Origin of the sequence: Kitasatospora sp. NPDC056651, assembly GCF_042792155.1 — a bacterium.
GTDB lineage: Bacteria > Actinomycetota > Actinomycetes > Streptomycetales > Streptomycetaceae > Kitasatospora.
In genome coordinates, this window is record NZ_JBHTWX010000026.1 from 63724 (window position 1) to 77615 (window position 13892).

Consider the following 13892-nt stretch of genomic DNA (forward strand, 5'->3'; position numbering starts at 1 on the left):
GAACGGGGGGCCACTCGGCCAAACTGCGGTCAGGCCCAAAAGCCCTGACCGAGTCGCAACAGCTTACGGCCCCCCGATCATGCTCGACCCCAAACCAGGCAGGACACCGGCCAAACCGCTCCACCGCTTCGCTCATGCTCGCGCCCGAGGGGGCCTTGAAAGTAAAGCAGAGCCTGGTAAGTCGATCACCTATTGTCGACGATCGCTTCGATAGCAAGAAGCCTTACGAGTTCAATATCTGGCGAAAGCCGCAAAGCCTCATGACTGAGGGGGAGGAGGACCTTTGATTCGGCATATTTAGCGTCATCCTTGGCGTGAACGATTCTATTTCGCAGCATGTAGACTCTTTTGGCGACCTGCGAGGCCAGAGTCTCGCCGCTTTTGAGATTGATGGCATGAATGCCCCCGATTGGGCCGTTTTTTGCGAAGTGACCATCGCGATCGTTCGAGAAGAATTCGCGCAGCCGCTCTTCGGGCACACACTCCTCGATCAGGGATTTCAGCTGGTCGGCTTCAGTTGCGCCATGGGATCTCTCGACCGAGTTCAGAATCTTCAGGACGGACGAGTCTTTATCCTCATCAAAGTCGAGCGACCTAAGAATTCTGCGCACTCGTTTTACCGATTCCCGCTTGTGGACTGCGGGAAGGTAGTGCTCCAGGATCTGATAATAAGACAGATATGAGATTGTGTGGTTGCCGCGCATGGCGTAATCGCCAGGGATTGAAAAAAGTGTTGCGATGCTATCCGGGATAGGGGTTCGCGGAAACCGGACGTTCCGATTGAAGCCCTGATCGAGCTTCCGGCGCAAAGGGCTTGCCAGCTTGGGGCGCAGGGAGTAGGAGGCGCGATGGCGCGCGTTAAGCTCAAACAGGAAGGAGTTCGCGAGATCGAGAGACCTCCGTAGCAGCTCTTTCTCGTCCATACTGCCGCTGAGATAGACCTTCAGGCTTGGCCGCGTCAATCCGCGCGCATCCTGATCCAGCGGCCGAATTGGGGTGCAGGGGGGAGTGTTCTGTGAAATCTCAATGCAGGTGGACCCGTCCGCTGACGTCACGCGAATAACCGGACGGATGAAGTTGGCATCCTTTCCTTCTTCCTTCGGCGTCGTCGCAGTGTGACCGTGAGAGCATGGGTACTGCTCAAAAGAATACTGCCCAATGCTTGTTGCTCGAAATCCATTCAGCCCGTTCTGTTGAAGCTCAAATTCGACAAATCCCGCTTGTGGATCAATCCAGCCTTCGTGGCCTTCCATCTTGTGGGCGCCGCGATTGATGGCTTCGAGAATCTCTATTGCCTCGCTTTGGGGCACGGCGATTCCCCTACGGCGATAGGCCCCTGATTCCGGGTCGAAGAAGACGACCTCTCCCTGGGTTGGGTGATATGTCAACCCAAGGGCTTCTTCGAGCTTTGATATGTCGACGGCGGTCAGTTGGTCGAAACCATATGAGTTGTCTTTGGTCATGGTGCGCTCCCGCTGGTGAGTGCGCATAGACTAGCCAAGCTGGGAGCTCGGTGGGCAAGATTTCCCAAATCAGGACAGTGGGCACCTGATCCATTGGGTGGTCATCATCCGGATCGGTGGTGCCATCCCTGCGAGGCCACCGTCGTGTTCCAAGAAACCGATAGCGTGCCACAGGCGTGCCAGAACGGGCGGTATGTGGCGGTCAATCGCGAGCGCCGGCGGTGCGATGGCTGGGGAACCGGCAGGGTAGGAGCGTCGCAGGTCACGCAGGGTGGCGAACGCCTGTCCTTGTAATGCGGTGGTGATCGAGGAGTCCTCTCCGGCCCCCATAGACGCCACGCCCAGGAGAGCGGCCAGTGCAGGCGAAAACCTGCACTGGCCCCTGTCAGTTCCGTTCGTCGCGGACGCCAACTGCCAGGCAGAGCAGTTCCTTGAGGCTCATCCAGCCCTCTAGAGCGCCCTCCAGACGTACCAGCGCCCCGCCCTGCGCATCGGTGTCGGCGATCGCCCGCAGCTGCGAACGTTCGACGCCGCACGCTGCCAGCAGGGAGTTCACCTCGTCCGCCGTCCCCCTCGCGGCCCGCCAGCCGGCGGCGTAGTCAACGCCTGGCAGCCACACCCATGAGTCCGGGTCGAAGCTCGCCGCCAACTCCGCACCGAAGTCGTCGTCCCCGTCCAACTGCTCTTCAACTCCCCTGGTCAAGAACCGAACCGGCCATCCGTGCACAGACATGCCGAGGAGCCCGATACCATCGGTATCGGGCTCCGACCCACCGGACCACCCCTCTCCCGCCAAGGTCTCGGGGTGTTCCGGCACGTCTTCAGTTGTCCCTGATCAGGTCAGGTGCGCTCCCGCGTCGACTCCTCGCAGCAGATTCGTCGCAGCAGCTCCAATCGCTGGCCATCGGCGAAGCCAGGTTCGTTGCACCACGCCATCACGTCACGGTGCGCGGCTTGGCGCCCCGGCGAGACGGCCCGCACCAGCCAGGAGAACTGGCCGTCCAGCAGCCACCAGGTAGTGCCCCGGGACCACCAGGCCCACAGGCGCCGGATCACTGGAGCGCCCCTGGGCCGGCTGGGTACAGGCGGACCACGGTCGGGGTCAGGTCGAGGAAGGCCAGGGCCCGCACCTCCCCGTGCGTCGCCAACCGGTGCCCGATCTCCTGTACCTTCGACGGACCGAACAGCTCGGCGAAGTACCCCTGCTGGTCCGGGCTGAGCGGGAGCGCGGCCAACGTCGCCAGGACCGCAGCCATGGCGTCCGGCAGCTTGCAGAACCGCGCGGGCGAGGTCACGCCTCGGACCTCCACGATCACCGGGAACGGGTACGGAGAGCCGACCGCCAGAACCAGGTCCATCCCCGGTCCGTCGTGCTCTCGAAGCGGCTTCACTTCCCCGACACCTCCCCCGAGCGGCGCGGGTGCGACGCGTGGACACGAACCGTCCGACCGTTCACCACGATGGTCCGGGTCTCCGACTTCAAGAGCCCCGCACCGCAGTAGGAACACCGGGTCGCCGCCGACCCGGACGACCGCTTGTTCACGACACGCCGCCTCTCGGGCCCACCAGCGCCCAAACGATCTTCCCGATACCTTCCGGACGGGGCATGAAGCCCCACTCCACGGACAGCGCCTCCACCAGGAACAGCCCTCTACCCGACTTGGAGTCCACGCCCACAGACCTCCGGATCACCGGCTTCTCGCTGCTCGCGTCGTGCACCTCCAGCCGGAGGTGATCGGGCACCATCTCGAAGCGAACGAAGATTCGCCGCCCCTTGGGCACCCGGGCGTGCCTCACAGCGTTGCTCACCAACTCGTCAAGCACGACCATTGCGTCATCCGCGAGGGCATCTCCGCCCGGCACGCGGGCCAGGAAGATGCGGAGGTGTAGTCGAGCCACCCCGGCAGACCTTCGGTGGCGGGTGAGCCTCACCTCGAACGCAGCTATCCCGCCGCCCGTTTCAGGCGACTCAGCAGTGCCCTGGGGTTCTCCCAAGCTGATCAAATCGCACCACCCTCCCGGTGCCCAAAGGAGGGACAGAACCCGGACGTTCCGGCCCTTGACACCAGATTGCCGAGAGGCAATGCAGACTTCGCACCCAAGCCGATTACCCACTGTGGGTAAACTCACAGGTAATCAACTTCCGTTCAGTGGCGGCTGATCAACAGCGGGGGCAGTGGTGACCGAGGCTCGCGTTCCGGACCGGCTCCCGTCGAGCCTGCTGTCCAACCCGGAGATGATCACCGCCTGCCGAAGACGAGACTTCGCCACCGTCTTCCGCCTGCTCAAGCTGGCCGGGATCTACCCCTCGCTCATCGCACGGGCCTGCGACATGACGCCAAGTCGAGTCGGCGAGGTCATGGCGGGCAAGCCCAAAATCGAGAAGATCGACCTCATCGAGCGAATCGCAGACGGGCTGCACATTCCAGGGCACATGCTCGGGCTGGCCTCCCGCGGATGGGAGCAGGAGGCAGCAGTCCCGCACCTCCGACACCGATCGCCCGAGCCGTCCGCCCGCGGGCAAGCCCTCAGCGCACCGATCGAGCCCGAGTTCTTCGTCAACCACCTGCGCGGCATCATGCCAGGCCACTACAAGGCCGCGAATCTGCTCGGGTCCCGCCACGCACTCGACGCGGTCACCCGGCACGTCCGGTTACTCGACCGCGTTCAGCAGAGCGCAGGGGGCCGTGCCCGCGACGAACTTCTCACCATTGGCGCCCGTACCGCGGAGTTCCTTGGCTGGCTGAACCAGGATCTCGGTGACTTCGACCAGGCCCTCTACTGGTCGGACCGCGCCATGGAGTGGGCCCAGGAGGCGGGCGACGATGTCATGTCCGCCTACGTGCTTTTCCGGAAGAGCAACCAGGCCACCGCTCAACGCGACGCGCAGAAGGCCGTCAGTCTCGCCCGTGCCGCCCAGCGCTCGGCCGGCGCCACGCTTCGCATCCGTGCGCTGGCCGCCCAGCAAGAGGCCCAGGGTCATGCGTTGCTGGGCAACCCTCGCTTCGCGCAAGCCAAGTTCGACGAGGCTCACGAACTCGCCGCCGAGCCGGACGACTCCCACGCGGACGACGCGCTCGACCTGGCTTACTGCACACCGACCTACGTCGAAATGCAGCGTGCGAACTGCCTGATCGAACTCGGCGATCCACGCACAGCCGTGGGCATGTTCGAGACCGAGCTTCAAATCCTGCCGCCGATCTACCGCAACGACCAGGGCGTGTACCTCTCGCGGCTCGCACGCGCCTACGCGGTGTCCGGCGAACCGGAACAGGCGGCCACCGCGGCCGACCGGGCGCTGTCGATCGCCATCGACACCGAGTCCGCCCGGGCCATGTCCGAGCTGTCCGCAGCAGGCAAAGCCCTCCAACGATGGAGCGCCGTACCCGAAGTAGCCACCTTCACCGGCCGTTTGACCCTGATGAGCAGCGGGAGCGCTCTCGACCGCTGACGCCCCAATGAGAGAGGCTGGGCTCATGGACGCACTGATCACGGCCGCCACTTCCGCAGACGAACGCCGGCGCGGCGCCAAGGTCGCCGTACTACCGGTCGGCAGCTTCGAGCAGCACGGCGATCATCTGCCGCTGACCACCGACACGGTGGTTGCCAGCCTGATCGCGCAGCGGATCGCCACCGACTACGACCTGTTCCTACTGCCACCCGTCACCGTGTCGTGCTCCCACGAGCACGCCCACATGCCGGGCACCGTCAGCATCAGCGCCGCCACGCTCTACGCCGTGATCAACGACATTCGGAAGTCCCTCCAGGCCTCCGGCGTCCCTGGCCTGCTCATCGTGAACGGCCACGGCGGCAACTACGTCCTCTCCAATGTCGTCCAGGAGGCCAACGTCGACGGCCCGCGCGTCGCCCTCTTCCCCGTCCGAGAGGACTGGCACCGAGCCCGCGAAGCCGCAGTCCTGGAGAGCAGCGGCGCCGAGGACATGCACGGAGGGGAGTTGGAGGTGTCGCTGCTCCTCCACGGCGCCCCGCATCTCATCCGGGAAGGTGTCGAACAGGACGACCATGACGCCCCGGAGCGCCCGCACCTGCTCACACTCGGCATGGCCGGCTACACGAAGAACGGCATCATCGGACGCCCCTCCCTCGGAACGGCAGCGAAGGGCCAAGCCATCCTCGACAGCCTGTCCCGATCGGCCGCCGCGCACCTCTCGATCATCGCGGGCACCTGAGAAGCACTTCGGGCCCTGCCCCGTACAGGGAAAGGGCCCGAAGAAGGAAAAGGAGCAGCAACCTAGGCGTTCTTGGGTCCGGCCGACTGGACGACGTCGAAGGACCAGAGGGTGGAGCCGGAGGCGGCGGGACGCTTGGGAGCCTCACCCTCACCGCCGCCCTGGTGAGCCGACTTCATGGGGCCCTCCATCCAGGCCTGGAAGGACTCCTCGTCGCGCCAGCGCGTGTAGACGAGGTAGCTGTCGGTGCCCTCGACCGGGCGGAGCAGTTCGAACCACTCGAAGCCGTCGGAGCCCTCGACCGCGCCGGCCCGGGAGGCGAAGCGCTGCTCCAGCACCTCGCGCTGCTCGGTGGGCACGGTCAGGACGTTGATCTTGACGACGGACATGGCACTCCTTCTGCTCCGGTGACGACCTACGGACAGCAGTCTGCTACACCTCACGGCCGGGCGGTTCACGGGCACCGCCGGTCACAGCGGGTGGCGAGGCGCCGACGCGCGGGGGCGGGGCGGCAAACCACCGGGAACGTCAGGACTCGGGCAGTCCGGCGGTCGCCAGGGTCTGGTTCCCGTACGCCTTCACCCCGGTGACCTCGGCGCCGAACCAGTCCGGCGCCGCGAACGCCTCCGCCTCGGCCTCCGTGGCGAACTCGACCTCGACGGTCCGCAGCCCCGCCAACCCGCCCTGGTAGACGTCGACCTGGACGATGGCGCCGGACGCCTCGAAGGTGTAGCGGTCCTTGATCACCCGGGCGCCCTCGGTGGCCGGCCAGAGGTCGGTGAACTCCCGTTCCTCCAGGGCGCGTTCGACCTCGATCCGGGCGGCCGGGCCCGCCGGGGGCGAGGCGCGCCGTTTGACGCCGAGGACGCGGCCCTCACCGATCCGGCGCAGCCGCACCTCGGTGCCGTCGTCCTTGATCGCGATGTAGCCCTGCTCGATGTGCTGCCGCACCGCCGTCGGCGGCGGCTCGAAGGCGCTCAGCAGGAACTTGCGCTCGATCTCCAGCGACATGGCGGGACCGCCCTTCCACGCGTCAGAACGACCGTCCCTCCCCACGGTACGGCCCCTGCGGCCCCTGCGGGTCCGGCCGGTCCCGGAGGTCCGCGCAGAGCGAGGAGCTGAGCCGGTTCAGCACCCCGGCGAGGTCGGCGTACCGCTGTTCGTCCCAGTCCCCCAGCAGTTCGGCGAGCTGGGTGCGCCGGGCGGCGACCAGCCGCAGTGCCGTCTCCTCCCCCAGTTCGGTGAGCCGTAGCGGCAGTCCGCCGGAGCGCGCCGCCAGGCCCCGGCCCTCCACCTCCCGGACGGCGTCCTCGATGACGGAGACCGGGACGATCCGCCGTTCGGCCAGTTCGGCCGGTTCGACCGAGCCGTGCTGGTGCATCTGGAGCAGCAGCCAGCTGGAGGCGGGCAGCAGGTCCAGTCCGGCGGTCGCGGTGATCCGCCGGAAGAGGTCGCGCCGGGCCTCGCGGCTGTTCAGCACGGAGAGCGCGCGGGCGATCTCGTCCAGCGAGGTGCGCTCCACCGGATTGAAGCCGATGGACTCGCTGAGGTCCGGCGCGGTGACGGTGGAGCGCAGCTTCTGCTCGCGCAGGAACAGTGACAGGACGAACGCGACCACCGCGACCGGCACCGCGTACAGGAACACCCGGGTGATCGACTCGGCGTACGCGTGGTACACCCCGGGCTGGACGGCGGCCGGCAGCCGCGGGATGACCCGGGGGTCGGAGGTGATGACCTCCGGCCGGAAGCCGGGCGGCAGCGGCACCCCCGCCAGGGCGTCGGCGAGCCGGCCGCGCAGTCCGCTCGCGAAGACCGTTCCGAAGATGGAGACGCCGAAGGAGGCCCCGATGGAGCGGAAGAAGGTGGCGCCCGCGGTGGCCACGCCGAGGTCCTCGTAGCCGACCGAGTTCTGCACGATCAGCACCAGCACCTGCATCACCAGGCCCAGCCCGAGACCGAAGACCAGGAAGTAGGCGCTCATCTCGGCCGTGCTGCTGTGCTCGTCCAACCGGGAGAGCAGCAGCAGCCCGACGGTGGTCACGGCCGTCCCGGCGATCGGGAAGACCCGGTAGCGGCCGGTGCGGGCGACGATCTGTCCGGAGCCGATCGAGGTGAGCAGCATGCCGAGCACCATCGGCAGCATGTGGATGCCGGACATGGTGGGCGAGACCTGGTGGACCACCTGGAGGAAGGTCGGCAGGTAGGTGAGCGCGCCGAACATCGCGAAGCCGATCACGAAGGAGATCACCGCGACCAGGCTGAACGTCCGCGAGCGGAACAGCCGCAGCGGCAGCACCGGCTCGGCGGCCGCCCGCTCGACCAGGACGAAGGCGACCAGCAGCACCAGGCCGAGCACCCCGAGGCCGACGATCTGCCAGGATGTCCAGGCCCAGGTGGTCCCGCCGAGTGAGGTCATCAGCACCAGGCAGGTCGCGACGGCGGCGATCAGCGCGGTGCCGAGGTAGTCGATCCGGTGCTGTCGCCGGACCTCCAGCCCGTGCAGCACCGTCGCGATCACCACCAGGGCGACGATGCCGATCGGCAGGTTGATGTAGAACACCCAGCGCCAGCTGAGGTGGTCGACGAACAGCCCGCCGAGCAGCGGCCCGAGCACGCTGGTGACGCCGAACACGGCACCGAACAGGCCCTGGTAGCGGCCGCGGTCCCGGGGTGCCACGAGGTCGCCGACGATCGCCTGGGAGAGCACCATCAGCCCGCCGCCGCCCAGGCCCTGGAGCGCGCGGAAGGCGATCAGCTCGCCCATGTTCTGGGCGATCCCGCACAGCACCGAGCCGAGCAGGAAGATCACGATGGAGGCCTGGAAGAAGCGCTTCCGGCCGTACATGTCGCCGAGCTTGCCCCACAGCGGGGTGGCGGCGGTGGAGGCCAGCAGGTAGGCGGTGACCACCCAGGAGAGGTGGTCGAGCCCGCCGAGGTCGCTGACGATGGTCGGCAGCGCGGTGGAGACGATGGTCTGGTCGAGGGCGGCGAGCAGCATCGCCAGCAGCAGGGCGCCGATCGGCACCCAGAGGTTGGGCACGGTGACCGCCGGCGGGCCGGGCTCGCCCACGGGGCTCCGGCCGGACGCGGCACGCGGCTCCGTCATGGCGTGTCCGTGGGCATCATGGCGTCTCCCTGCTCACCGCGCCGGGTCCGGTTCATCCCGATTCGTTCCACCGGTTCGAGCCGAGCGTAAGCGCCGGGGACAACCGCCGCGCCCCGGGCGTTCTCGGAGGAGTCGACCGGCACCGGGCGGCGCGACGGCCCCGCCGAGGGGCGGACGCCCCTGTCCGCCCCTCGGACGGTCCTGCATAATCAGGCGCGGTCGTGCGCCCGGACGGTGAACCGAACGGACGACCCCGGCCGGAAGACAGCGCACGACCGCCCGCGAAGCCGACGCGATACCGAGGAGGACCGGCCGATGCCGGACCAGCACTGCCCGACGTGCGGCACCGCACGCCCCGCCGGGTGCGGCTGCGTCCCGGACCCGAGCCTCACCGAGACCGCCGTACTGCCCCACATCGAGGGCCCGCCGCTGGTCCGTCCGTACGTCTCGCAGACCGCCGGCCAGGTGGCCGACCAGGCCCCGGCGGGCGCGCCGCTGGTGGACCCGTTCGCGACCGCGGTGCTGCCGCCGGTCGCCCCGGGGCAGCCCGCCGTCCCCGGGCCGCCGCCCGCTCCCCCGCTGGGGCCGGACGCCGACGCGTACGCCACCACGGTGCTGCCGCCGGTCGGCCCGGGGCAGGGACCGCTCGGGGCGGACGCCTACGCCGACGCGTACGCCACCACGGTGCTGCCGCCGGTGACGACGGTGGCCGGCCCGGGCGCCCACCCGGCCGCGCGGCCCCCGGGGCAGCCCCAACCACCGGCACCGGCACCGGACGGCGAGATCGGTCTCTTCGCCTTCGGGCAGACCCCGGACGCGCCCGGGCCCGCCACCGGCGGCGGCCGGGCCGCCAGACGGGCGGCCGAGCAGGCCGAGCGGCCTCCGCTCGGCCAGCGCAAGGGACTGCTCGCCGGGGTCGGCGCCGCCCTGGTGGCGCTCACCATCGGCCTCGCGTACGCGGTGACGCCCTCCGACAAGCCCGCCAAGCAGGCCCAGCCGCTGCCGACGACCACCCTGGCGCCCGCACCGGTGGACCCGCCCAGCGCGGCGGCGCCCAGCCCCGACCCGGCGCCGACCAGCGAGGCACCGAACCCGACGCCCACCCCCGTCCACAAGCCGAGCCCGACGAGGACGCCCGCCCCCACACCCACGCCCACGCCGACCGCCGCACCGCCGGTGGCCGCCCCGCCGGTCCAGACGCCCGACCCGGTGCCCAGCCCGCCGGCCGCGCCCAGCCCGACCCAGTCGACCGCCACCCGGACGCTCCAACTCGGGGACACCGGGCCCGACGTCCGGGCCATGCAGCAGCGCCTGTACACCGCCTCCTGCGGATCCGTCGACAAGTCGCTGATCACCGGCATCTTCGACTTCTGGACCCGGACGGTGCTCAGGAACTACCAGCACGACAACAAGATCAAGGGCGAGGACAACGTCTACGGCCCCAAGACCCAGGCCGCCCTGGCCGCCGACCCGGGCTGCTGAACCCGTACCGCCGAACCCGTACTGCCGCCCCCGGGACGAGGGCCCGCGCACGGGGACGGGCGGCGACCGCCGCCCGTCCCCGGCCCCGCCGACGCGTCAGCCGGTGATCGCCCCGAAGAGGCTGACGCCCGCCAGCACCACCATGATCGCCGCCGCCACCCGGATGATCAGCTTCATCGGCACGTACTTGAGCAGCTTCTGCCCGCCCACGATGGCGAGCCCGCCGACCGCGCACAGCGCCAGCCAGGAGCCCAGGCCGACGGCCAGCGGGTCGGCGTACTTGGCCGCCAGGTTGGCGGTCATGATCTGGGTCAGGTCGCCGAACTCGGCGATCGCGACCACTACGAAGCTGGCCCCGGCCACCTTCCAGAAGCTGTTCGAGGACGGCTCCTTGGCGGCGTGCTCGTCCTCGTCCCCGCCGCCGTGGAACAGCAGCATCACCGCACCGACCAGGAAGAGCACGCCGGTGACGCCCTCCACCCAGCGGTGCGGCAGCAGCGAGAGCAGGTGCCCGGCGGCGAGCGCCAGGGCCACCTGGACGGCCATCGCGGCGGCGACGCCCGCGAAGACGTAGCTCGCCCGGTACTTGGTGCCGAGCACCAGGCTGGCCAGCGCGGTCTTGTCCGGCAGTTCGGCCAGGAAGATGATGCCGAAGGTCAACGCGGCAACGGTCAGACTCATCAGGGGTCCCTCGGTCAGCGGGCTGCCCGGCCTCCGCAGGTCCGTCAGGGGACGCTTCGGCCCGACAGCACTGGTCATGGTCACAGCACTGCGGCCGAAGGTCTCGCCGGCACCGCTCGACGAGCGGGGCCCCGGGCGCCGGGCCCGTGGGGGCCAGTATGTCGACGGTCCGGTGGAGGGCTACTCCCCTTCAACGCCCCCAAGCGTACCGGACCGCTCCGGCAGACCGCTCCGGTCGGCCGGGCCCGATCCGGCCGGACAGGGCCTAGCCGACCGCTCCGGGCGGCTCGGCCGCCACCAGCCCGCGCCCGACCAGTTCCAGCACCACCACGATCGCCACCGACTCCACCGCCAGCAGGGCGATCAGCACGAACAGCTGCACCGCCCCCGCCTGGACGGGCGAGGCCCCGCCCAGCAGCATCCCGACGAAGGCCCCGGGCAGGGTGACCAGGCCGACCGTCCGGGTCTGGTCCAGCGCCGGAACGAGCGAGGTCGCCGCCGCCGTCCGGCAGATCTCCAGCCGCGCCTCCCGCTCCTCGAAACCGAGTGCCAGCGCCGCCTCCACCTCGCCCCGCCGCAGCCGCAGTTCGTCCAGGGCCCGCCGGCCGGCCAGCGAGGTGGCGCTGAGCGCGCCGCCGATCAGGATGCCCGCGACCGGGATGACGGACAGCCCCTGCGCCGGCAGCAGTCCGACGCCCAGCAGCAGGGCGAGCACCGGCAGCACCCCGGCACCGATCGGGGCGGCCGCCCAGACCCAGCCGGGCCCCGGGGTCATCCGCCGCCCTGCGGTGCGCACCGCGACCGTGAACATCATCAGCACGAACAGCGACGACCACCAGAGCGAGCCGACCACCCAGGTGATCACGGCGGCGACGGCGGCCAGCTGCACCACCGCGCGCAGCCCGGAGCGCAGCACCGCGTGCCCGTGGCCGAGCAGGCCCCGCCCGGCCACCGCGACGGCGGCCAGCAGCAGTACGGCGGTGACCACGCCGAGCACCGGGGTGACCGGCAGCAGCTGGCCGGCGGGGGCCGCCAGGTCCACGGAGGCCGCCAGGTCCGCGAGGAACGTCACGCCGGCCGGGCCCATCAGATCCAGCTGGTGAACCACATGCGGTCCTGCCAGGACGACATCGGGATCACCTGCGCCGTGTACAGCGGGTAGAAGAAGGCGAAGCAGCCGACGATCGCCAGCACGATCGCCCCGGCCGCGATCGCGCCGATCCGGCGGCGCTCGGGGCCGCACCCGGCCGGGCCGAGCACCGCCCCGAGCATCTGGGCGACGGCCAGGCACAGGAACGGCACCAGCACGACCATGTAGAAGGAGAAGATCGTCCGCTCCTGGTACTGGAACCAGGGCAGGTAGATCGCGGCCACCGCGCAGAGCACCGCGCCCGAGCGCCAGTCCCGCCGGAAGAACCAGCGCCACAGCAGGTAGACCAGCGCGAAGCAGGCGGTCCACCACAGGAACGGCGTGCCGAGGCCGAGGATCTGCGCCGCGCAGCCGCCCGAGGAGGTGCAGCCGCGCTGCCCGCCCGGGACCTGCTCCCAGTACATCGAGACCGGGCGGCCCACCACCAGCCAGGAGAAGGGGTTGGACTGGTAGGTGTGCGGGGTGCTCAGACCGGTGTTGAAGTCGTACATCTGCGAGTGGTAGTGCCACAGGCCGCGCAGCGGCGCGGGCACCCAGCTCATCGAGACCTGCGGCAGCGGGATGCCGAGGAAGCTGTCCGGGGAGAGCCCGGCGCGCCCGTCCGCCCAGTGCCGGTCGTAGCCGCCCCCGCCGTTCCCGCCGGTGGCCAGCCAGCCGCTCCAGGAGCCGACGTACACCACCGCGGCGGAGCCGACCATGGCGAGGAAGGCGGGGACGGCGTCGCGGCGCAGCATGGAGCGCCAGGGGCGGCGGGCGCCGGCGCCGCGGCGGCCGGCCTGGTCCCACAGGACGGTCAGGAGGCCGAAGGCGGCGAGGATCATCGCGCCGTTCCACTTGACCGCGCAGGCGGCGCCGACGAACACCCCGGCGGCGATCCGCCAGGGGCGCCATCCGAGCCGGACGGCGTCACCGTCGGCGGCCGAGGCGAGCCGGGCGCGGGTGTGGTCGCGGTCGATCAGCAGGCTGCCGAAGGAGGCGAGCACGAAGAACATCTGGATGCCGTCGAGCAGGCCGACCCGGCTCATCACCAGCTGGAGGCCGTCCACCGACATCAGCAGCGCGGCGGTGCAGCCGATCAGGGTGGAGCCGAAGAGGCGGCGGCCGATCCGGGCGAGCATCAGGACGGCGAGGGTGCCGAGCAGGGCGGTCATGAACCGCCAGCCGAGGGGGTTCAGCCCGAACAGCTGCTCGCCGATCGCCATCACCCATTTGCCGAGCGGCGGGTGCGCGATGAACTCGGCGGCGGAGCTCAGCGGGACGGACGGCGGGGAGGCCAGGATGTCCGCGTTGGCGTGGTCGGGCCAGGTGCCCTCGTAGCCCTGCCGGAGCAGCGACCAGGCGTCCTTGGGGTAGTACGTCTCGTCGAAGACGAAGGCCCTGGGGTAGCCGAGGTTCCAGAACCGCAGCAGGCCTGCGAAGAGCGCGACGCAGATCGGTCCGAGCCAGCCGGAGTGGTCGATCGCCCAGCGGACCAGGCCCCCGCGCGGGGCCGGGGCGTCGGGGGCCGGGGCCGCCGGTGGGTGCGTGAGCGCCGCTTGCGTCATAGCCTCGCCGATTCGCCTGTCTGTTCTGCCCGGAGTCCGGGCGCTGCCGGGGCCGGGCGCCTGCCCGGGTCCTGCCGCTCCGGTGTGGGCCGGACGGTCGACAGCCACTGACACTATGTGGCGGTGCTCGGGAAGCCAAGCGCGACGGGGGGCCCCCCCGGGGCCGGGTGGGCGGCCGCGACAAAAACCCAGGCGGGGCGGTACGCACGCCCGCGGGGTGGGGGTCGCGGGCCCGGGCGGGGGGGGGCGCCGCCGGGGGGGGGGGGGGGGGCGGCG

Annotated in this window: 13 protein-coding genes; 3 read left to right on the forward strand and 10 right to left on the reverse strand. The window is 70.0% G+C overall.

The annotated features are described in order from the left end of the window. Positions 1 to 185: 185 nt before the first annotated feature. From ACFRAR_RS13360 to ACFRAR_RS13375, 4 genes are all read right to left on the reverse strand, one after another. Positions 186 to 1463: a hypothetical protein gene (locus tag ACFRAR_RS13360; protein ID WP_380697907.1), complete on the reverse strand. Its 1278-nt coding sequence runs from the start codon at positions 1461 to 1463 to the stop codon at positions 186 to 188. A gap of 385 nt (positions 1464 to 1848) precedes the next feature. Further along, complete coding sequence (locus tag ACFRAR_RS13365; RefSeq protein WP_380697909.1) at positions 1849 to 2280, reverse strand: hypothetical protein; 432 nt, start codon at positions 2278 to 2280, stop codon at positions 1849 to 1851. Positions 2281 to 2515: 235 nt separating this feature from the next. Further along, positions 2516 to 2821: a hypothetical protein gene (locus tag ACFRAR_RS13370; protein ID WP_380697911.1), complete on the reverse strand. Its 306-nt coding sequence runs from the start codon at positions 2819 to 2821 to the stop codon at positions 2516 to 2518. 181 nt (positions 2822 to 3002) lie between these two features. After that, positions 3003 to 3593, reverse strand: coding sequence for an ATP-binding protein (locus ACFRAR_RS13375; protein ID WP_380697913.1), 591 nt, complete (start codon positions 3591 to 3593; stop codon positions 3003 to 3005). Positions 3594 to 3642: 49 nt separating this feature from the next. Here ACFRAR_RS13375 and ACFRAR_RS13380 point away from each other — a divergent pair, with 49 nt between their 5' ends. Both ACFRAR_RS13380 and ACFRAR_RS13385 read left to right on the forward strand, forming a co-directional pair. Then, positions 3643 to 4914, forward strand: a complete 1272-nt coding sequence (locus tag ACFRAR_RS13380; RefSeq protein ID WP_380697915.1) for a hypothetical protein — start codon at positions 3643 to 3645, stop codon at positions 4912 to 4914. 25 nt (positions 4915 to 4939) lie between these two features. Beyond that, a complete protein-coding gene (locus tag ACFRAR_RS13385; protein ID WP_380697917.1) occupies positions 4940 to 5653 on the forward strand; it encodes a creatininase family protein in 714 nt (237 codons plus the stop codon). Positions 5654 to 5715: 62 nt separating this feature from the next. Here ACFRAR_RS13385 and ACFRAR_RS13390 read toward each other — a convergent pair whose 3' ends face one another. The 3 genes from ACFRAR_RS13390 to ACFRAR_RS13400 all read right to left on the reverse strand — a co-directional run bounded on the left by ACFRAR_RS13390 (position 5716) and on the right by ACFRAR_RS13400 (position 8759). Further along, on the reverse strand, positions 5716 to 6042 hold the full coding sequence (locus ACFRAR_RS13390; protein WP_380697919.1) for an antibiotic biosynthesis monooxygenase family protein: 327 nt from the start codon (positions 6040 to 6042) through the stop codon (positions 5716 to 5718). Between the two features lie 139 nt (positions 6043 to 6181). Beyond that, positions 6182 to 6664, reverse strand: a complete 483-nt coding sequence (locus ACFRAR_RS13395; protein ID WP_380697921.1) for a CYTH domain-containing protein — start codon at positions 6662 to 6664, stop codon at positions 6182 to 6184. Positions 6665 to 6686: 22 nt separating this feature from the next. Next, positions 6687 to 8759: a DHA2 family efflux MFS transporter permease subunit gene (locus tag ACFRAR_RS13400; protein WP_380697923.1), complete on the reverse strand. Its 2073-nt coding sequence runs from the start codon at positions 8757 to 8759 to the stop codon at positions 6687 to 6689. Positions 8760 to 9074: 315 nt separating this feature from the next. Between ACFRAR_RS13400 and ACFRAR_RS13405 the strand changes: the two genes are divergently transcribed. Continuing rightward, the gene (locus tag ACFRAR_RS13405; RefSeq protein ID WP_380697925.1) at positions 9075 to 10241 is read left to right on the forward strand and encodes a peptidoglycan-binding protein; all 1167 of its coding nucleotides are present in this window, start codon (positions 9075 to 9077) and stop codon (positions 10239 to 10241) included. 96 nt (positions 10242 to 10337) lie between these two features. Here the strand turns inward: ACFRAR_RS13405 and ACFRAR_RS13410 are convergent, their stop codons facing one another. The 3 genes from ACFRAR_RS13410 to ACFRAR_RS13420 form a co-directional block, all read right to left on the reverse strand. Then, positions 10338 to 10925 carry a TMEM165/GDT1 family protein gene (locus ACFRAR_RS13410; protein ID WP_380697937.1) on the reverse strand — a complete coding sequence of 196 codons (588 nt, stop codon included), beginning with the start codon at positions 10923 to 10925 and terminating at the stop codon, positions 10338 to 10340. Between the two features lie 262 nt (positions 10926 to 11187). After that, positions 11188 to 12030 carry an ABC transporter permease gene (locus ACFRAR_RS13415; RefSeq protein WP_380697927.1) on the reverse strand — a complete coding sequence of 281 codons (843 nt, stop codon included), beginning with the start codon at positions 12028 to 12030 and terminating at the stop codon, positions 11188 to 11190. Continuing rightward, a complete protein-coding gene (locus ACFRAR_RS13420) occupies positions 12009 to 13616 on the reverse strand; it encodes a dolichyl-phosphate-mannose--protein mannosyltransferase (protein WP_380697929.1) in 1608 nt (535 codons plus the stop codon). Before ACFRAR_RS13420 ends, ACFRAR_RS13415 begins: the two co-directional genes overlap by 22 nt. Positions 13617 to 13892 lie beyond the last annotated feature (276 nt).

What these genes read in the sequence shown, in the direction of transcription:
- ACFRAR_RS13360 (WP_380697907.1), bottom strand. Translation starts at nt 1,463, where the DNA reads ATGACCAAAGACAACTCATATGGTTTCGACCAACTGACCGCCGTCGAC.
- ACFRAR_RS13370 (WP_380697911.1), bottom strand. Translation starts at nt 2,821, where the DNA reads ATGGACCTGGTTCTGGCGGTCGGCTCTCCGTACCCGTTCCCGGTGATC.
- ACFRAR_RS13385 (WP_380697917.1), top strand. Translation starts at nt 4,940, where the DNA reads ATGGACGCACTGATCACGGCCGCCACTTCCGCAGACGAACGCCGGCGC.
- ACFRAR_RS13390 (WP_380697919.1), bottom strand. Translation starts at nt 6,042, where the DNA reads ATGTCCGTCGTCAAGATCAACGTCCTGACCGTGCCCACCGAGCAGCGC.
- ACFRAR_RS13395 (WP_380697921.1), bottom strand. Translation starts at nt 6,664, where the DNA reads ATGTCGCTGGAGATCGAGCGCAAGTTCCTGCTGAGCGCCTTCGAGCCG.
- ACFRAR_RS13400 (WP_380697923.1), bottom strand. Translation starts at nt 8,759, where the DNA reads ATGACGGAGCCGCGTGCCGCGTCCGGCCGGAGCCCCGTGGGCGAGCCC.
- ACFRAR_RS13405 (WP_380697925.1), top strand. Translation starts at nt 9,075, where the DNA reads ATGCCGGACCAGCACTGCCCGACGTGCGGCACCGCACGCCCCGCCGGG.
- ACFRAR_RS13420 (WP_380697929.1), bottom strand. Translation starts at nt 13,616, where the DNA reads ATGACGCAAGCGGCGCTCACGCACCCACCGGCGGCCCCGGCCCCCGAC.